The sequence below is a fragment of the Deltaproteobacteria bacterium genome (assembly GCA_018668695.1).
Taxonomy (GTDB): Bacteria; Myxococcota; XYA12-FULL-58-9; order XYA12-FULL-58-9; family JABJBS01; genus JABJBS01.
This window is the reverse complement of the sequence record JABJBS010000157.1, coordinates 1-18115: the sequence shown is the minus strand read 5'-3', so window position 1 is coordinate 18115 and position 18115 is coordinate 1. Positions and strand designations below refer to the sequence as shown.

Sequence of the window (18115 nt, the reverse complement as noted above, 5' to 3'; positions counted from 1 at the left end):
ATCGCCCCACTTGAATCCACCGGATAACCGTTGTCTTGAGTGCGAAACTGTCCAAGGGAATCGTAATTTTCAAACGTAAAACCAATAGCATCAATGCTCTCATGACAGACAGAGCAAGCCGGGCTCCGCGAGTGATTCTCATATCGCTCACGGTTTGTGCGCGGCGCCACACCTTCATTCATCTCATCTAATGCGGGCACATCACCCGGCGGAGGCGGAGCGGGGGCACATAAAAAACGGTCCTTTACAAAAACACCACGTAAGATGGGTGAAGGGTAAACAGGTTTGGAATGGGCATTCAAAAATCCTAGCTGTGTGAGAATGCCCCCACGCTCTTGTGCATTGAGCTGAACTCCATAAAACGTTTCTGCGTATTCAAAACCAAAAGCTTCCACATTGGTTTCCCAGTGAATTGCATCATCGGTACCTTCACTGAGTTCCACACCGTAGAGTTGAGCGGTGGCAGGGGTGACATAAGTCTTCGAAGAGGTGAGTAAACCGGAAAGCTTCCCAGTGCCTCGAAAGACCTCATCGAGAACAAATATTTCAGGTTCGTAACGCATGGCTGGTTGTAAAATCTGGTGCAAATAATCAGAACCAGCATCACCGTCCATCTCGTTAAGATAAACAGAGAAGTCCAAGCTATTGGTACCAATGACATCCAAGTCTAAAAACTGTCGATAAAAACCGAGTACACCCTGATGGGCTTTACTATCATTGAGCATCCGCCAAGCCTCAGTGGCAATCACTTCACGGTCCTGGAGCTGGTCAGCTCTGGCCAAGCTTAAGAGCTTCGCGTCTGGAGTTGTGTTCCAGATGAAATACGATAAGCGCGTGGCCACCTCCCAGGAAGTGAGCGGTACAAAGGCTGTACCATCAAGTTCAACCGACGCCCCACCGAGTTCAGGTAAATAGACGAACTCCGGTACCTGGAGGATATAAGAGATAGCCAGTGCCAGCGCACCCTCTTCATCGTAGGTGGTAAACCATTCGCTAACATCTGCTAGAAATTGTTCGCGCTCAGACTCTTTGAAATCTCGGCGCCATGCACGCTGCACCAAGTCTAAAAGATAGTTTTCCGCACATGCTTTCGTAAGCGGGTCACAACTAACGACCGCACTCAGTTGCTCCACCACCTGAGTTCCAACCTTCACTGCATTTCGGTAGTAGGCGTCGGTTAAGCCAGGTGTTGCAGTATTCACTGCCACATTATTATCGAAGCCATCCACACTGAGCTGAAAGGGGAAAATTACGAGGTCAAGCTCCACGCCGGGGAACAAGTCCCGAACCGTGTTGTTGTACTGCGCAGCACTCATTCTCTTAAGATAATCATAGCCCAGTTCAGAACCCGATGATGTCCTGGTCGTTTCATCTGCTGAGCAACCCTGTGTAGAGAATGCCAGCGCTAGACCCATCTGAATGCACAAGAGCCAATGCACCCACTTTGGGCATGCATCATTTTTATGAGAAAGTTTCACCTCAAAACTCCTTAAAGGAGCACGCGAGCCTTAGAAATTGCGTACTCTATGAAGTGAGACTCTCAACTCGCCCGGACGGGCAAATGATTTAAAACTCTCATTGTTTTCAGGGTGATTGGTTTAGAACCAATGGAAAAACTTTGATTTTCTGGTCAAGACAAGATGAAAAAGGTCTGTGAAGCTGGACCTAAACGGGTTTCAGGTTGCTTTCGGCATCCAGCATAACACTGATGACTTCACGCATTCGAAGCTTGGCTTCCCAGCCCAGTTCTCTGGCCGCTTTATCCGGACGGCCGTAACCTCGGCGAATGTCCGTAGGTCTAAAAAGCGTTTTATCCACCTCAACGTGGTCGTTCCAATCCAAGCCGGCCAGCTCAAAGGCTGTCTCCACAAACTTCTCAAGACTGTTTACTTGGCCCGTCGCGATTACAAAATCGTCGGCCTTATCTCGCGTGAGCATGGCATGCATTGCCACGACATATTCTTCAGCCGCTCCCCAGTCCCGGGACACATCGAGGTTACCTAGCTTAAGCTTTTCCTCGCTGCCGTTTTTGATACGCGCCGCTGCACGCACCACTTTCCGGGTGACAAAACGCTCCGGGCGCAGAGGTGACTCATGGTTGAAGAGAATCCCGGAGCAAGCAAATAGCCCATAGGCCTCCCGGTAGTTGGCTACTTGCCAAAATGCCGCAGCTTTTGCCACTGCGTACGGACTTCGCGGCCTGAACGCATCTTCTTCACCGGCGCCACCTTCTGGGCTTTCACCAAAACACTCACCCGACCCCGCATTGTAGAGGCGCGTTGGGCGCTTCAGCAAACGAATCGCTTCTAAGAGGTTTAGGGTTCCACCCATAATACTGTCGTATGTGCGGCCAGGTTGCTCAAATGAAAGTCCCACTGAACTCTGTCCAGCAAGGTTGTATACTTCATCAGGCTCATGCTTCATCAGAGTTTGAATCACACTTCGGAAGTCGGAAAGGCTCATGGAATCGAATACTATTTTTTCCTTGATGGCCAAGGTTTCAAGCTTATCAAACGGATTCATTTGAGCATCTCGCGATGTTCCAACGACCTCGTATCCTTTGCTTAAAAGATGACGGGCTAAATAAGCTCCGTCTTGACCCGATATACCGCAAATAAGTGCCTTCATTGGCCCCTCCCCGATGATTCAAGCCTCATTAACCTGAATACCTGCAACCGCTTTAAGATATCGGAATGACGAATAAAAACCAAAGAAACCGCACTTGCATCCCGACTTAAGAGACCCTAGGCTGCACTTATGAATCAGCCAGCCAGCGCCCCCGTAAGCCAAGAAGATTGCAGACGCCTTCTCAACAAAATTTACAGCATTCCAACTGAAAATCTGGATGCTCAACGTATTCAATGGTGTATGGCGCAAATTCAGCGCTTGGTGCCAGAATTCCCATCAGGTCGTACCGAAAAAGGCATCACCATCTGTGCGGGTGGACGCCAGCGCCTGCTCCAAGCCTACGCCATGATTTCCTACATCCGAAAAAGTCTGAAGTGTACTCTGCCCATCGAGTTGGTTTACGTCACCGACGTTGAAATGAAGGCACCGGCAATTGAGCTATTTGAAAAAGACCTAGATGTCACCTGTGTCGATGCTCGGGTTCTTATCGAACGCTATCCCTACACAGCTCCCAAGGTGCTGCGTGGTTACATGATTAAGCCATTCGCACTGCTTACGTCTTCATTTCAAGAAGTCATCTTGATCGATTGCGACAACATCCCGGTGCGTGATCCCAGCTTCCTCTTTGAGATGCAGGGTTACCAAGATCACGGTATGGTTTTATGGCGCGACTTCCCAGGGCTTCGAGACCCAACTGGTCAAGAGAAAATATTTGAGCTACTTGGAACTGACCCGACGACCATTCCGAAACACGCCCACGAGACTGGGCAAATCGTCGTCGATACGAAGCGATTGTGGAAATCACTGCACCTCAACTGGTTTCTTAATAACAACCACGAAATTTTCTACAAGGTTGGAATTCACGGCGAGACCGACCTTTACCAGATTTGTATCAATCAGGCAGGTGAGTCTTTCTTCGAGATGCCCTATGCACCTAAAACCATCGGTACCCATACCAAGTTTGCCGAGGGCATTCACGGTCATACCCTCGGTCAGTGTGATCTAGAGGGAGACGTTCTTTTTGCTCATCGCTGCTGCGATGACAGTTACGCCAGTGCGGCTGGCACTCTTCATGGTAACAGCGAAGTCACAACCCAAAGCGGAGAGACCGCACTCCCCCTTGCCTGGGAATGGATGACTCCGGAAGCAGAGCTTCCAGAAATTAAAGTGGACGCTAATAACAAATGGATTTTACTGCCGCGTGCCGAACCTGTTGCTGTTCCCGAGATTCTCAAGACTTGTTACAACCACGTCTGCGAAGTCATCGAACACCTTGACGCCAACGAGTCGCACCGTTTCCCCGCCGAGGCGGTTAAGCAACCAGCTCCCGACCCCAGTGCCGGGATACCGGCGAACCTTCAACAACAAGGTAGACGCTTAGCCGAGCTTAAAGAGCGTGGCTTCGCCTTTAATCAGGTGATTGATGTCGGAGCATGCGAGGGCGTCTGGGCCAAGATGGCCAACATTGTATTTCCCGAAGCTGATATCTTCATGATTGAGGCCAATCAAACGAATCAAGACAAGCTCAGTGCCAGTGGACACCCGTTTGAAATCACGCTCCTAGGAGACGCCGATAAAGATGAGGTCACATTTTTTCTCGGTGACCGGGCTTCTACCGAGGGCTGCAGCATGTATCGGGAGCAAACCAGTTACTTTTTCGAAGAAGTGACCCTGCCGATGAAAAAGCTAGATACCCTCCTCTCCCAGCAAGGGTTGAGCACGACTCCAGTTGACCTTCTCAAAATCGATGTTCAAGGAGCCGAAATCGATGTTCTAAAAGGCGCCACCGAGACGCTCAAAAGTGGCCCCTTCGTGCTTCTTGAAACTCAAGTACTTGAGTACAACAAAGGTGCGCCGATGATGGCCGATGTCATCAGCTTTATGAGCAGCATTGGCTATCAACCCTGTGATGTTTTCGAGATGCACTATCTTCCCAACACCCAAATGCTCAACCAGGTCGATATTCTCTTTGCACCCACTGGCCACGCCATTTTCGAGTTACCGGCTCATGCTGAAAGTGCCATCGCGCCGCCGGAACAAACCGCTATTCTTACGAAGCTGATTCGTGCGCTCACACAAGTCGCACCCAACCAATGTGAGGTTTTGGTGATCGATTCGCCAGGGCACGTTGTCCTGGGGCAATACCTTGAACATGGGTTCAAATCTCAAGAGATGAACGTTAAGCGCATAAGCCTTGGGGAACCCATGCCGGAATGCGGCGCGGTCTACCTCATGCCAGGTGCCGACACCCATGAAGTGCTCGAAGAAATTTCCAAACGCAACCTTCTGAGTGTGACCGGTTTTCCAAGTCTTATTGAAAATGGTCAGGTGGCCCTTGGCCTAGAGCTTAATGAGACCCATGACATTCATGTTGTAGCGCATGCGGCTAGACTCAAAGCCACGTCACTTGTGTTACCAGAAGCTTTACGGGCCATTGTGCGAATGATTGAAGATTAACCGGCTCGTATCCCCCTTAATTCATAGCGAAAAATCGGATCTCCAAGGGTCTTATATTGATGAGATCGAGCCTTTTCTGGCCCATTCCCTTGAGAACGCCATACCCCGGTGCTATGGGCAGCCCATGGCAGTACTGAACTTTCTAGAAAAATTACGTCCTTATAAATCTGTAGTCCGACGCACCCGTGCAAAAGCTGAGCTCCCAGAAGAGCTTCTTTTTGCGGATTGGTTGGGCGGCGAAGGCGCTCGCAAGATGATTGATGTGCAAGGCAACGAGCATATTCTCACCGACAAAGTGCTACAGAGTAACTACAAAATGGCCACCGGCGCTTACGCGAAAAAGCTCATCAAAGAGCACTGGGCGGATGCCAATCCAAAAGCTCCAAAGAAATAGTCTCGTAGATTAAGGCTCACGCCGGACATTCCCATGAACGACGATTTTATATCTTCTCTCTTGCTTCCTGCGCTTCAAGAGCGAGTCCCTCTTCTTGAGACATTGCACGCCGAGAAAACCACCTGTTACCGGCTCTTCCATGGTACCAACGAGGGTTGCCCTGGCTTAACCATCGACCGTTATGGTGATTGCCTACTCATTCAAACTTGGCGAGAGCCAATTGATACTGCACTGGTAGCTACCATTGAAGCAGCCGTCGCAAACGAGACAGGGCTCTCGCTCACGCCCGTTTGGAATCATCGAGCCAAACGCGGTAAGGCAGACCACAGCGTTCATCCCGTCGAACTCGACACCGACCCAACGGGATTGGAACTCGGACTCACATACGACGTTCGCCCCAGGCACCGCGGCATGGATCCCCTGCTCTTCTTAGACTTTCGAGCCGGCCGTCGGCACATTAAAGATTTCGCAGCGGGCAAAAGCGTTTTGAACCTCTTCTCCTACACCTGTGGTGCAGGAATGGCCGCCGCAGCCGGCGGAGCCACAGAAGTGGTCAACGTTGATTTCGCTCAATCCGCACTCGAAGTTGGGCGTAGTAACTACATTGCCAACAACCTTGAAGATGCTTTCACGGCCATCCATGAAGATGCCATTCCAATCATGCTTCAGTATGCAGGACTGGGAGTTCGCGGGCGACGTCAGAAACGCTCTTTTACTCCGGTTGAGGAAAAGTCCTTTGACTTAGTCATTCTCGACCCACCTCGGTATGCCAAAAGCCATTTTGGGATAGTTGATACCGTAGGCGACTACCAAAGCCTCTTCAAACCGGCCCTTCTCTCCACACATCCTGGCGGACACATGCTCGTTACCAACAATGTAGCGTCTGTAAGCCGGTCCGATTTCGAGAAAATGCTTATTCGATGTGCAGCCAAAGCAGAACGGCCAATCAGCAGTCTTGAATACATCGATGTTGAAAAAGATTTCCCAAGCCCTGATGGGCAATGGCCTCTAAAGATGGCCTGGATACACTTAGAATCCTAAGCGGGCCGAATCGCTGCCTGCGGCATACCTTCTGGAGCTTCCGTCTGAACACGATGATTGAAGCTGTGACTTGTTATACCTTGCCGGTGTAAACTCATCGATAAAGTGGTTCGAATATCATTGGTCAATGCCCAGCCATCCGCCGGAGTATCGGTCCAACCAGCAACCCAGCAACGGATTCCATCTTTGCCCATCTCCATCACCCAAAATGAAGGAGCCTCGTATTGCACAAATGCAGGCGAGTTGGTTGTAGCTTCCTGGGCTAGTCTTTTTACCACATCCAAGTCTGCTTCATATGAGACCCAAAATTCAACATAGGCCCACTGATAAGTGTCGACGAGTGAATAGTTGATAAAATCTTTTTGCAGGAGTTGGCTATTGGGAATCACATAACGCCGCCAATCCCAGATTTGAATAATGGAATACGTGAGTGAAATATCTTCTACTTTGCCCCACTTGTCATCAATCAGCACTGTGTCACCGATTCGAAGCGGCTGAGTAAACGCTAGCACGACGCCGGCAATCACGTTCTCAATAAATGGACGCGCCGCGATACCCACCATGACTGTGACTGTACCAAAAAGAAACGACATCAATGCGGCGGGAATTTTGTTCAACAATGGTAACACGGCCAAGAACGCCCAAATCAATCCCAGAATTGGATACAAGATACGGCGCATGGCGCGAAAGCGGGTTTGAATACTCTCAAGACCTTGCTCTCTGAAGCTATCGCCGCTGTCATCCAGTGGTGAATCTGTCTCAATCGTGGACACGGTCTTCAAACGCTCAAGACGTTTGTGCAGCTTGCTCTCCATAGACTTCAAACGATACCGCGTCAGTAAAAATATAAGCGCAGCAGCCATGGTGACCATCAATCCCCAGCCGAGTGCGGGGCCTCCAAGGAGGTTATTTCGGATAAATTCGAGCATAACGCGCGCTTAAGCGACCGGTTCAAGATTCGTCAAGCAAATTAAGCCGATGCAAAGATCTTCAAATCCACCGCTCCCTTCAAAAACGGCGTTCAAGCACCACGGTAAACGTCTCTATTTAGATAGCCTCTGTGTACAAGCAGAGACAACCAAGAACACAGGTCAACCGTAAGAACCTGTTTTAGCTGAGTTTTTAAAGCGCCTGCCCATATTATTAACATTACTCTGTAGCTACTAAAGAATAAAATAGGGCTTACACAACACCTACAACGCTACGGAAAGAATAACGCCCATGAGGAATCGCACTCTCTATATGTTCACCTTTTTATTGGTATCATTTTGCGCCGTGGTTGGCTGCGAAGGAACGGCTGACAATGACGCCCTAGTCGATTGCCGATGCGTAGACACTTCGTTTGCCGGCGATTTCGTGAGCATTCATGGCTTTACCGCGGTGTCTTATCCCGGTGGATAAGGCTTCCCCTCCACCGGCGGCTCGATTACATAGACTTTATGATATTTAGGTCCATCCTACTTCTCGCTACACTGCTCAGTTTATTTACACTGGGGTGCGACGAAACAAACTCTGAGCTGCCAATTCTGCCAAAAGAGGAGCTTGATGCATTTGAGCTTTCCTTTGGAAGCGAGGAGAATTTCGATTTCATCACCTGGAACATCGAAACTTTTCCGAAGCACTCCCAAAGCGTGGAGTATGCTGCGAAAAGTCTTCGAGGGCTGCGTCCAGATGTAGTGGCCATTCAAGAAGTTTGGAGCATCAGCGCCCTCGACGAACTCACTGCTCAACTTGAGGGTTATCAAAGCTACGCGCCGGCCGATGTGGAAGACACCGGATTGGCTTGGCTCGTCAACACGGCGACCACCGAGCTTCTGGAATCACCCTCCCAAATTTTCACCGACGATAATTACGATTTCTCATACCGGTCTCCGTTGGTTCTAAAGGTCAGATTTGGCGAACTGGAAATGGTTTTAATCAACCTGCACCTTAAATGCTGTGGCGATGGTATCTTGGGCGCAGATTACTGGGATGAAGAACGAAGGCGACTGAATGCAGGCCAAGCATTGAAAGACTACATCGAGCAATATTTAGACGACAAGGCCGTGATTGTGGCGGGAGACTGGAATGACACTATAGACGACCCAGAAGCCACCAATGTATTCTGGCCACTCTTGCAAGACACTGCCCATTTCCTTTTTACTGACAAAAGTATTGCCATAGGTGATGAGTCGCGTTGGTCTTTTCCCTATTACCCGAGCCATATTGACCACATTTTGATAACCGATGAGCTCTTCGAAGCCTTTGAGAAGACTGGCTCATTTACACAAACGCTGCTCATCGAGGATGCCCTTCCCGGCGGGCTTGATGAGTACTGGACCTACCTCTCAGACCATCGGCCCCTGGGTCTTTCTCTCGTCCAATAAAGCTCCAATCCTTCGATTTGTCTTGGAACCGCGCGGGCTCATGGTTCATACTCAGGAGTCTCAACGTAAGGAGTTTGAAGATGCTGCAACCTGGCGATAAAGCCCCTGATTTCAGTGTAAGTGACCACAATGGAAATACTGTGAGCCTAAGCGAGCTCGCGGGTAAAACTGTAGTCCTCTGGTTCTACCCAAAAGCCGACACCCCCGGGTGAACAATTCAAGGTTGCGGGTTCCGCGACGTCAATGAAGAATATGAAAAGAAAAATGCCCGAATTTTCGGCGTAAGCTTTGATACCATCGAAGAGAACAAAGCCTTTGCTGAGAAATTCTCTTTTAACTACCCACTCTTATGTGACACCGATCGGTCGATGGGATTGGCCTACGGCGCCTGCTCAGATGCAAGCGCGTCAAATGCTGCTCGTATCGGAGTCGTGATTGCTCCAGACGGCACCATCAAGGCTTTTGAGAGTAAAGCCGATGTAAAGACCTACCCCACAAGTGTTTACGAACTGCTTTAGGGCAGTAAATCATACGGGATTAAGGGGTTTCGGCCCCTAACCCAAAGCTGTTGCCCATAACACCACAGGAGGATATAGAGTCCGGCCGACCTGTGGAGGAATGATGCAAAAGTTACTGGCTAGCGCCCTTCTATCGATATTTATCCTGGGCATTTGTCCAGCACCTGTATTCGCTCAAACTGAATCAGATACTCAAGCTGCGATAGCCCAAGAGGCCCAGCCTACCGAGGTAACTCAAGCAGTTGAGCCGGCTACCGACGTTGGTGCCGCCGATGCCCCTGTGCTGGTTGCCAAAGCAGAGCCCGCCAAAGCTCCCACAGCGAAGAAAAACTTCGTCGAAAAAGTCGCTCCGATATTTTTACTACTTATCGTTGTGGGAATTGTTCTCAGCCGATTACCGCAGGTTGAAGGTGTAAACCACAGCGCCGCTTACCGAAAGCGCCGTGTATTCAACTGGCTCCCTCTCGGCATGACATATGCCTTTCTCTATATGGGCCGTTACAACATCAAAGTAAGTCAACATGCCTTTGGTGACAAAAACCTTCTCGGTCTCGATCTCGATGCCGGTGCGTGTGGAGCCAACGGTGCCAATATGGCCGTTGACCTTTGTACTCCTCTCATGACCAACCCCGATTTCGCATTCATCTTTATGGTGGGAACCTGGGTCTACGGCTGCTCATTCATAATCAACGGACCGCTTACCGACCGTCTTGGTGGTAAATTTGCAATCTTAACCGGCGCAGGTGGTGCTGCCGTGATGAACCTCTTGATGGGGCTCGTAACATGGTATTCACTCAATGGCGGTGACGATGCCCAAAGCATGCGTTCCAACTTTCGCTACGTCATGGCAGGCCTTTACGGTGCCAATATGTACTTCCAAAGCTTTGGTGCGGTCGCCATCGTTAAATGCAACGCTCCATGGTTTCACCTTCGAGAGCGCGGCGTATTCGGAGCTATCTTTGGTATCTTAATCAGCTTGGGAATCTACTTCGCTTTCGACATAGGTTACATGATTATCGGCTCTTTGCCTCTCGAAATGGTTTTCCTAATCCCTACGTTCTTACTCATCATCCTCTGGGTTGTAGACTATTTTGTCGTTCGCAATACTCCCGGTGAAGCTGGCTTTGAAGACTTCAACTTAGGCGATGCCAGTACCAATGGTGAACGTCTACCAGCCAAACAAGTCTTTACCATGATGCTGAAGAACCCAATCATCATTACCATTGCTTGCATTGAGTTCTGCAGCGGCTTTCTACGGCAAGCCATCATGCAATGGTACCGAACCTTTGCAAAGCAAACCGATGCTGTACTCGGACTTAAAGGCGACTTCGTTTATGATAACTGGGGCATGCTTTTATGCTGCGCTGGCATCTTGGGCGGTGTTATGGCGGGTGTTATCTCCGACCGTGTCTTCCAGTCTCGTCGAGGTCCAGTGGCAGGTATCCTCTATCTAGGCATGCTCGTCGGCGCTGTTGCCCTCACATTTATGTACGACACACCAATGGTCGGCGGCTTGGTTATTCTGATGAGCATGTGCGTTATCGGCGTTCACGGAATGCTTTCCGGAACCGCGAGTATGGACTTTGGTGGTAAACAAAACGTGGGAACCGCAGTGGGCATCATCGATGGCTTTGTCTATGCAGGCACCGGCGTCATGAGCCTGCTCTACATGTTTATTCTTCCCGATGACAGTAACCCGATGGTATCAGGCAATCCCGAAAACTGGATCTCCTGGCCGCTCTCCATGATTCCTATCAGCATCATCGGTTTCCTTTTGGCAACTCGAGTGTGGAACGCCAAGCCAAAGGCAGGCTAAACCCCGAAGCTCGGTTACCGAGATCCCACTTTGCTCACTGGCCGTCGCCGTCGCCAGAATCTACCGGCTCTTCAGTTTCGGTATCTTCTTCTGCTGCAGGGATACACAGCCCAGCATTGGAACCATCCATCGATGCTGTAGGGATACAGGTGGTCTCCGTTCCGTCCGCCCATGGCTCGCAATTGCCTTCTTGAGAATCACAAAAGGTGGCACAGGCTCCCAGAGGCGAGCACGTACCGCCAGCACAAAGAGCACTTGGGTCCGCATGAGTCGCAGTCGGGTCACAGGCGTCACCCGCTTGGAGGTCTCCTGTGTTAACCATACACACGCCAATCGGGCCTAATTGAGTCTCTGTTATGGGCCCAAAGCAAGTACCGTCACCCGTACCTGCGGCGTCGCAGGCTCCCATGAATTCCGCAGGTCTCAAAATGCCAAAATTATCAGCCGGACCACAAAGATTTGGAAAACAATAACCACCGAGGTCTCCCAGTAAGCTGCCCTCGCCCTCGCCCCAACATCGTTCCATAGCTCGGCAAGCGCTGGTATCTTCACAAATCTCTAAGCAGCTGGCACCCGCTACTGTAGATACGCAGTCATGACCAGCGGCGCAAGGAATCACCTCAGAGCATTCCTCATCGCGACCCGCCACACATTTCAAGTCTTCGCAAAATAGAGAATCCGAACAATCCGCATCGGTTTCGCAAGGGTCTCCGATGTCTTCTGGTTCCGGTTCCGCCGGATTGGTATCACTTGGGTCATCACCCGCATCGTCAGGGTCTGTCGAATCGGTGTCATCCGAGCTGGTATCTTCGGTCGTCGTTGGGTCGTTTGTTTCGCCGGGAGTCTCGTCACCAGAGCAGCCTGGTGTGCATACTAAAACCACCAAAAGAAAAAACATATAAGTAGAAACGTGTCGCATAAAAATCTCTCCCCCGTATTTCAATCCAGCGCATTACCTGAACACCAAGATCTTAACGACCTGTGGAGTGGCTCGCAATTGTTACGAATGCTTCAATATTTTGCTCAAGGAAGAGCGTGTAAGCGTGTGCACGACAAAGCCATCAGATAAAAGGCACTAAGGCTTTGTAATCATGTAAGAATTAGCAGACACAACGAATGGTACTCTTAGGCAAAAACACTCAGTCTTCACCCATCGCTCAACATTGCCTCATAAAATTCTCGAGAATGTGAAATCTGGCGGACGCTTTAGGCGACAGACCGTCGCGATAAAAGATAATGGCCGGAAGTTTCGTCGCATTTGAAATCGATAACATCAAAACCATGATTGATGACGCGTCCACTGAATTCCATAACCATAGATTGCCAAGCCTGAGCACGCTCAGGATCTGTCTCCAACATGGAATCAAAGTTTAGAGGGATTGGAAGGCTCAACAAGGATTCCCCAGAGACATCTATACCCGGTTGCAAAAGAGGAAAGCCGTTCTCACCTACTCTTACGATTGCGGTAGCCTCGCTCCAGCCGGCAGCTTCTTCGTTGGTTTGGTGAATATCCCAGGTCACTTCAAAGCGCGGCGTCAAGAAACCTTTAAATGCCGAGTCGCTCTTTGCGGGCGAGATATAGCGAGAGACCCGGCCACCGAGTTTCGATATATTTAAACGTGCATTACGCGAATGCATCGGGTTGAAGGTCCAAACGATTTTTTCCAACTCGTTCTCAAGCGCAAACTTCTTTTGAGCCATTTTGAGTTCAAAACCAACACCGCCATCACGATGGTCTGGATGGACTCCCACTAAGTGGGAATACATAAAATGATGCCCGTCAACATAGCCCCTAAACCCGAGCGCGTAGCCTATCAGCCTATCCTCATCAAATGCACCAAGAACCAAGCCCCCTGCTCTTACGGCTGCTACAAAAATATAAGAAGGAACGACATCAATCGGATCAAACCCCCAAACAGCAGTTTGTAAATCTGACATCGCATCCAGTTCGTGAAAAGCACTCAGTTGCTTGATCAACATGAAGTAGATCTCCCAATATCAAAGTCTAAGCTAGGCTAAGCCCATAGGAACTCAAAACCGCCAACAGCCCTTAATTTCCTATTCGCGCCACCAAGCTTGAAGGCCCGAGAAACATTTTAATGAAACCGGGGCTCTATCGCCCAGGCTTAATAATCTCTTTCTAGCCCAATAATCTAGGCTTCATAACCTTTATAAAAGAAGACATTCCATATATACGTACACGCGATTTGATGGAAAAACTGCTTTGGGAAGAGCTATCAAAAACCGGTAAAAACGAATTATTCCCAATAGATATGGAAGTGTGGCGATGAGCGGCTCGAACTTTGAACAATATGATGACAAGGCCTACAGCTATTCGGTTAATAGATACCCTGTGGGTGTTGAGGCTATTTTAGCTGGACTCGGCCGCTGCAATAAACCTCTGAATCAGCTCCGCTTACTTGATGCGGGGTGTGGCACAGGCAATTATCTCCGAGCCATCTCACCCCATGTCGCTCATATCGTTGGGGTCGATGCCAGTCAGGGCATGCTCGAATCTGCACGCGCCAAAGAACTCCCCAACGTTGAGCTCCAGCAATCGACACTGCAAAACCTACCTTTCAAAGATGCATCCTTTGATGGGGTCATGGTTAATTTTGTCCTCCATCACCTCGACAATACCGAAGGCTGCGACAACGGTTTTCCTGCCGTTCAGCTTGCCTTGAAAGAAATCCGCCGCGTTCTCAAACCAGGTGGCGCGCTTATCATTCAGACCAGCTCTCACGAGCAACTACTCGACGGATATTGGTGGGCCGAAATAATCCCTGAAGCCATGACGGCTTATAAACATCGCTATCCCAAAATAAAACACCTGGAGACGCTTCTCTCCCAGATGGGAATCTCAGATTTCGAACATTATATCGAGGTTGACGAAGTTCTTCAGGGTGAGTCTTATTTTGACCCCAAAGGTCCTTTTAATAAAACCTACCGCGATGCCGATTCCAACTGGACACTTGTCAGCCCGGATGAACTTGAATCAGCACTGAACCAACTCCGAGAGCACGAGGCGAATAATAATCTTGAGAAATATGTTCAAGACCGAGATAGCCTACGCAAAAAAATTGGCCAAATGACCTTCATTAAGGCTCTGGTAAAATCTTAGATAAAAGGCTCAGCGCAGATCCGGTATCCAAACAACCATACCGTGATTAAGAAGATTCAGGATAGGATCAGCATACACCCGTTCAAGGGTGCCTACGCCAACAGGCTGGTCGAAGAGTCTGATAAGTTTCTCAAGCTCATCGTCAATGAGAAGAAGCCGCGGCTCCCCCATAAACCATCCGCCCAGCAACGTAACCGATTCGTCTTCAGAGGATTCGGGTACCATCTCCTCGCCCATTTGTTCCCGGATAAAACCTGCAGGGAACGTACCTCGACGAAGGCTCTCATTAAGCCTTAATACACCACCTCGCGCGAAAAGATCTGCTTGGTCTTCAGGCAAGACAGCAAAGTCTTCAGCATCAGGGTCACTTTTCGGTGAGGTTTTCAAAAACGCTTCAAACCCTAGAAGTGTCCCAACTGCCGTAACGTCTGCACCATCAAGTGTTGCCAACCGTTCGCACAGACTGCCTCTCAAATCGATGTGAGGGCTCCCGTGAAGCTGCGTCGTTAGGTCCAACAATTGGTCTTCAGTATGGTCCGCCAGCCCTAGTGATAAGGACCCTTGCTGAAGCTGAGCCAACTCAGCCTCCTGCCCCACTCCTAAATCAACCCAGCGCAGTCCCAATGCACCAAAACTACCTGCGAGTTCCTCGCCAAATAATTCAGCATTGGCCTCAACACTGCCAATCAGCTCTTTCAAGGTAGGCAACACTCCATCAATCGTTTCCCCTCCAGAATTTGCTTCGAGTAATACGCTGCACTGCTTCGATGCTTCCTCAAGAATCGGCATCAACAAAGCCTCCGCCCGCTGCGCTGCAACCGTGGTTTCATCTAGACTCTCTAAAGCAATGAAAGCTCTGTAGGACACATCCTGCAAAAGACGCCGCGCCCGGCGACTCTCGTAACCCTCAACCCCAATAACCGGCTCGTCGCCCAAGAGTTCTTGAGTGACCGAGCCAACTCGATGCATCATGCCCTCAAGTGTTGAGTGATAATCCACGCCATCCACACAAAACAATTCTACCCAAGTTCCAAAGCTCCATGCCGTCATTCTATTCCAGTGACTTCTAAGATAAGCCCGTGCATCACTTGATGCGTCGAGCTTACCAAGCGGGCTTGATATAGGCCGCCCCGTAGAAAGCTCTCGATGACAGGCACTCCATTCAGTCTCGAAATGACTCAGGCCGTGCTGCGCATGCCGCAGAGCCGCCGGTCTCAATGCCTCCACCGCCTCATCGGTAAGTTCCCAATAAGGGTTATCGATGGCCTCGCAAGCAGGACAAAATGCAGTGTAAAGCGCTTCACCCAAATGCTTGTCACATTGGCCTCTAAAAATGTCGTCGAAACCATGCCAGTGAACCACTGGCAATAACTCGTTCAGTCGGGACCCCAGATAAGCTTCAAATCGAGTCATATCCGGACGCCAGAAAAACCCAACAGCTCCGTGTAAGAGTTCATGGGCCGGCCATTTACGCCGATGATTCGGATTGAATGCAATCAGGGGCGAGTCTTGAAAGAAGGAGAAATATTTAGGCTCCGCCAGAACGCCTTCCTTCCATAGGGGTACCGTGCCTTCGTCCCAAACCGCCATTTCAGGTTCGAGTGCTTTGGGCATAGGCAATCGGATTCGAAGTTCGTGGTGGAAAAAAGCCGTTCCTGCTTTGGTCCCAAGAAGACCAGCGCGTAAACCCAGTGGAGTCACTGATAAATCGCCGCCGGGTATGCCCAAACCTCCCAATACTTCGGAGGCCTCGGCTTGACGGCCATTTTTAATTTGGCGTTCGCAACGCTCTACCAAAGTCTGCGCATTGGGTAACCAGGCTGCAGTATCCGTGTATTTCGATTCGTTTTTCATAGCACCAGGGTCTAGCCATCCCCGGAACAAACCGCAAGCCAAGAGCGGCTTCAGATCAGACAAATCTAGCCACTATTTGCCACTTCGGGTTGGGGAATGCTCAAAAAGAAAAAAGCGGGCAAGTTCCCCAGAACCCACCCGCTTTCATTATTGGTTATTCTTTAGAATCTAAGCCGCTATCAGCCACCCATCTTACGAATAATTGCCATGGCTGTATCGTTAAGCTGCTTCGATATATTGCTCATCATTTGCAGTGTTTGTTGCTGCTTTTGGAGCATATTCTGTAAGTCAACGTTTGCCAGCTGAGCGTCATCACCGATGCTGTTCAACTTGTCTTCCCAGGTTTTAATCTCGTCAGCTACCTGGTCGATACTGCAAACGCCTGGTCCGGGTACACCATTTGGCATTCCCAATTCCATACGCATCTGGCTATCCTTATCCTGTGCATCGATGGGGCCACCCCAATAAGCTTCTACTGCAGCTTGGGTAGAACCGAAGATTTCAAGGGCAGTTGTACTGGTTGGACCATTGGCCCTCAAGTCTGCGTTGATTTCTGCACTGCTCATGGCACGGCCGTGTAAAATTTCATGAGCCCATTTGTCATTAACCGGGTTCATCGCCGCAGCAACAACTTCCTGAACACTTGATTGACCATCAATTCCCAAATCAACACCAAACGCAGCTTCAATCAATGCGACATCGCCAGAGTGGAGGTTACCACGCGCAACCTCATTGGCTGGGTCTTGGATATAGTGTTGATAGTCGTCGAAAGAAGGCTGAGATGTAATATGTGTAACGTCGTCGTATCCGCCGCCCTGTCCAAACTGTCCATTGGCAACACTCGAGTCACCAAGGTAGGACAAATATCCAGCGACACCGGTGAGTGCGTTAAAAATCTTGCTTGGGTCCTTACTTTCTAAGGCTTCCTTTAACGTATTCTCGAGTTCATCTGGCAACTCACAGCCGTACGCATCCTGAACCAGTGCTTGAGCAGAAGTCACGCACTCATCAACAGAACGATTATGAGCAAGGGTATAAGCTGAAGCAGAAACGCCGTTTGTTGAGTTTGTAGCAAAAAAGGATTGCATAGCGTCGATCTGCTCGGCGCTCCAAGTCCCTGGGTCGCTAAGGTCAGTGATACCTTGTGAAATACCAAACTCTCTCGCTTGAGTTTCAAACTTACGTAGGTCGTTTAGGTGGTTTCGAACCATTTCCTTCTGAGCGTTAAAATGTTTCACCTTCTCTGCATACATACGAAGGTCTTCGGTATTCTGCCCGTAGGCTTCACGAAGAACCTGCTGAACCAGCGCATTCACATCTTGATAATCAATGACCGGGCCCGAACCAATTGCCGATGCAAAAGCAGCCTGACTTGCCCCAATTGAATTTGAGGAAAGGCCTGAACCAATCATGGAAAGTTGCTGTGCGAAATTGCCTCCAAACTTTTCTGCAATTGTGTTTGGAGCAACTGGGTCCATGCCTAACTGGCTTAGGATATTATTGAACTGCTCAACCGCTTGGCCATTGAGGCTGAATCCGTCTACCGGTGAGTTGGCGGCCGATGGTGCGCCAGGAAGGCCGGGTACCGAAGGCTGACTAAAAACTGCCGGGCTCATTGGGATGTGGATTGCTGAAGAAGATAGGCTGATTCCAGGGATGCTCATTTTAGATTCCTTAAAGTAAATAATAAAAGTTATGGCCGTAGCCAAAAGTCGTTTGGTGTCGCGTTTTGCAATCAATCTTGTGATTCGTTGTCGCTCGCAGTTCCTTACGGAGTTCCAACCCGATTCGGTTATTTATTAAGCAACCTCCCAAACACCCTCCACCCTCTGTAAAAACAGGCACTTAAGTAAAAGAGTGTGAGGCTCATCACGGAATCTGTTGTCTTTTTGAGATTTTTTATTAGATCAAATTCGGCGT

15 protein-coding genes are annotated in these 18115 nt (G+C 49.7%); 8 read left to right on the top strand and 7 right to left on the bottom strand.

All coding sequences use genetic code 11. From position 1 onward, the window contains the following. A partial coding sequence (locus HOK28_08425) for a DUF1592 domain-containing protein (protein ID MBT6433100.1) occupies positions 1-1478 on the bottom strand: 1478 nt, incomplete at its 3' end. A gap of 187 nt (positions 1479-1665) precedes the next feature. Further along, positions 1666-2628 (bottom strand): GDP-mannose 4,6-dehydratase, encoded by a 963-nt coding sequence (locus tag HOK28_08420; protein ID MBT6433099.1) that lies wholly within the window; start codon positions 2626-2628, stop codon positions 1666-1668. Between the two features lie 129 nt (positions 2629-2757). Here HOK28_08420 and HOK28_08415 point away from each other — a divergent pair, with 129 nt between their 5' ends. The 3 genes from HOK28_08415 (at position 2758) to HOK28_08405 (ending at position 6520) form a co-directional block, all read left to right on the top strand. After that, positions 2758-5085, top strand: a complete 2328-nt coding sequence (locus tag HOK28_08415) for an FkbM family methyltransferase (protein MBT6433098.1) — start codon at positions 2758-2760, stop codon at positions 5083-5085. A 124-nt stretch (positions 5086-5209) separates the two neighbouring features. After that, positions 5210-5479 carry a hypothetical protein gene (locus tag HOK28_08410; GenBank protein MBT6433097.1) on the top strand — a complete coding sequence of 90 codons (270 nt, stop codon included), beginning with the start codon at positions 5210-5212 and terminating at the stop codon, positions 5477-5479. 33 nt (positions 5480-5512) lie between these two features. Continuing rightward, positions 5513-6520 (top strand): SAM-dependent methyltransferase, encoded by a 1008-nt coding sequence (locus HOK28_08405; GenBank protein MBT6433096.1) that lies wholly within the window; start codon positions 5513-5515, stop codon positions 6518-6520. Here the strand turns inward: HOK28_08405 and HOK28_08400 are convergent. Further along, entirely contained in the window at positions 6517-7449 is a 933-nt protein-coding gene (locus tag HOK28_08400; protein MBT6433095.1) for a mechanosensitive ion channel, read from the bottom strand. The two genes, HOK28_08405 and HOK28_08400, sit on opposite strands and share 4 nt — an antisense overlap. 396 nt (positions 7450-7845) lie before the next feature. On the opposite strand from HOK28_08400, the gene HOK28_08395 reads away from it, so the two are divergent. The 4 genes from HOK28_08395 to HOK28_08380 all read left to right on the top strand — a co-directional run bounded on the left by HOK28_08395 (position 7846) and on the right by HOK28_08380 (position 11220). Next, positions 7846-8886 (top strand): hypothetical protein, encoded by a 1041-nt coding sequence (locus tag HOK28_08395; GenBank protein MBT6433094.1) that lies wholly within the window; start codon positions 7846-7848, stop codon positions 8884-8886. Between the two features lie 80 nt (positions 8887-8966). Continuing rightward, the gene (locus HOK28_08390; GenBank protein ID MBT6433093.1) at positions 8967-9098 is read left to right on the top strand and encodes a redoxin domain-containing protein; all 132 of its coding nucleotides are present in this window, start codon (positions 8967-8969) and stop codon (positions 9096-9098) included. A 3-nt stretch (positions 9099-9101) separates the two neighbouring features. After that, the gene (locus tag HOK28_08385) at positions 9102-9404 is read left to right on the top strand and encodes a redoxin domain-containing protein (protein ID MBT6433092.1); all 303 of its coding nucleotides are present in this window, start codon (positions 9102-9104) and stop codon (positions 9402-9404) included. Positions 9405-9507: 103 nt separating this feature from the next. Continuing rightward, positions 9508-11220 (top strand): MFS transporter, encoded by a 1713-nt coding sequence (locus HOK28_08380; protein MBT6433091.1) that lies wholly within the window; start codon positions 9508-9510, stop codon positions 11218-11220. Between the two features lie 34 nt (positions 11221-11254). Here HOK28_08380 and HOK28_08375 read toward each other — a convergent pair whose 3' ends face one another. Both HOK28_08375 and HOK28_08370 read right to left on the bottom strand, forming a co-directional pair. Then, positions 11255-12139 (bottom strand): hypothetical protein, encoded by an 885-nt coding sequence (locus tag HOK28_08375; GenBank protein MBT6433090.1) that lies wholly within the window; start codon positions 12137-12139, stop codon positions 11255-11257. Between the two features lie 287 nt (positions 12140-12426). Continuing rightward, on the bottom strand, positions 12427-13200 hold the full coding sequence (locus tag HOK28_08370) for a GNAT family N-acetyltransferase (protein ID MBT6433089.1): 774 nt from the start codon (positions 13198-13200) through the stop codon (positions 12427-12429). A 307-nt stretch (positions 13201-13507) separates the two neighbouring features. On the opposite strand from HOK28_08370, the gene HOK28_08365 reads away from it, so the two are divergent. Beyond that, positions 13508-14341: a class I SAM-dependent methyltransferase gene (locus HOK28_08365; protein ID MBT6433088.1), complete on the top strand. Its 834-nt coding sequence runs from the start codon at positions 13508-13510 to the stop codon at positions 14339-14341. Between the two features lie 9 nt (positions 14342-14350). Here the strand turns inward: HOK28_08365 and HOK28_08360 are convergent, their stop codons facing one another. Then, positions 14351-16195: a hypothetical protein gene (locus tag HOK28_08360; GenBank protein ID MBT6433087.1), complete on the bottom strand. Its 1845-nt coding sequence runs from the start codon at positions 16193-16195 to the stop codon at positions 14351-14353. A gap of 179 nt (positions 16196-16374) precedes the next feature. Beyond that, complete coding sequence (locus tag HOK28_08355; GenBank protein MBT6433086.1) at positions 16375-17859, bottom strand: hypothetical protein; 1485 nt, start codon at positions 17857-17859, stop codon at positions 16375-16377. Positions 17860-18115: the final 256 nt, after the last annotated feature.

Bases quoted from the DNA above. Each gene is read 5' to 3' on its own strand.
- HOK28_08405 (MBT6433096.1), top strand. From the start codon at position 5,513: ATGAACGACGATTTTATATCTTCTCTCTTGCTTCCTGCGCTTCAAGAG.
- HOK28_08375 (MBT6433090.1), bottom strand. From the start codon at position 12,139: ATGCGACACGTTTCTACTTATATGTTTTTTCTTTTGGTGGTTTTAGTA.
- HOK28_08390 (MBT6433093.1), top strand. From the start codon at position 8,967: ATGCTGCAACCTGGCGATAAAGCCCCTGATTTCAGTGTAAGTGACCAC.
- HOK28_08395 (MBT6433094.1), top strand. From the start codon at position 7,846: ATGCGTAGACACTTCGTTTGCCGGCGATTTCGTGAGCATTCATGGCTT.
- HOK28_08420 (MBT6433099.1), bottom strand. From the start codon at position 2,628: ATGAAGGCACTTATTTGCGGTATATCGGGTCAAGACGGAGCTTATTTA.
- HOK28_08365 (MBT6433088.1), top strand. From the start codon at position 13,508: ATGAGCGGCTCGAACTTTGAACAATATGATGACAAGGCCTACAGCTAT.
- HOK28_08380 (MBT6433091.1), top strand. From the start codon at position 9,508: ATGCAAAAGTTACTGGCTAGCGCCCTTCTATCGATATTTATCCTGGGC.
- HOK28_08400 (MBT6433095.1), bottom strand. From the start codon at position 7,449: ATGCTCGAATTTATCCGAAATAACCTCCTTGGAGGCCCCGCACTCGGC.
- HOK28_08370 (MBT6433089.1), bottom strand. From the start codon at position 13,200: ATGTTGATCAAGCAACTGAGTGCTTTTCACGAACTGGATGCGATGTCA.
- HOK28_08355 (MBT6433086.1), bottom strand. From the start codon at position 17,859: ATGAGCATCCCTGGAATCAGCCTATCTTCTTCAGCAATCCACATCCCA.
- HOK28_08415 (MBT6433098.1), top strand. From the start codon at position 2,758: ATGAATCAGCCAGCCAGCGCCCCCGTAAGCCAAGAAGATTGCAGACGC.
- HOK28_08360 (MBT6433087.1), bottom strand. From the start codon at position 16,195: ATGAAAAACGAATCGAAATACACGGATACTGCAGCCTGGTTACCCAAT.
- HOK28_08410 (MBT6433097.1), top strand. From the start codon at position 5,210: ATGGCAGTACTGAACTTTCTAGAAAAATTACGTCCTTATAAATCTGTA.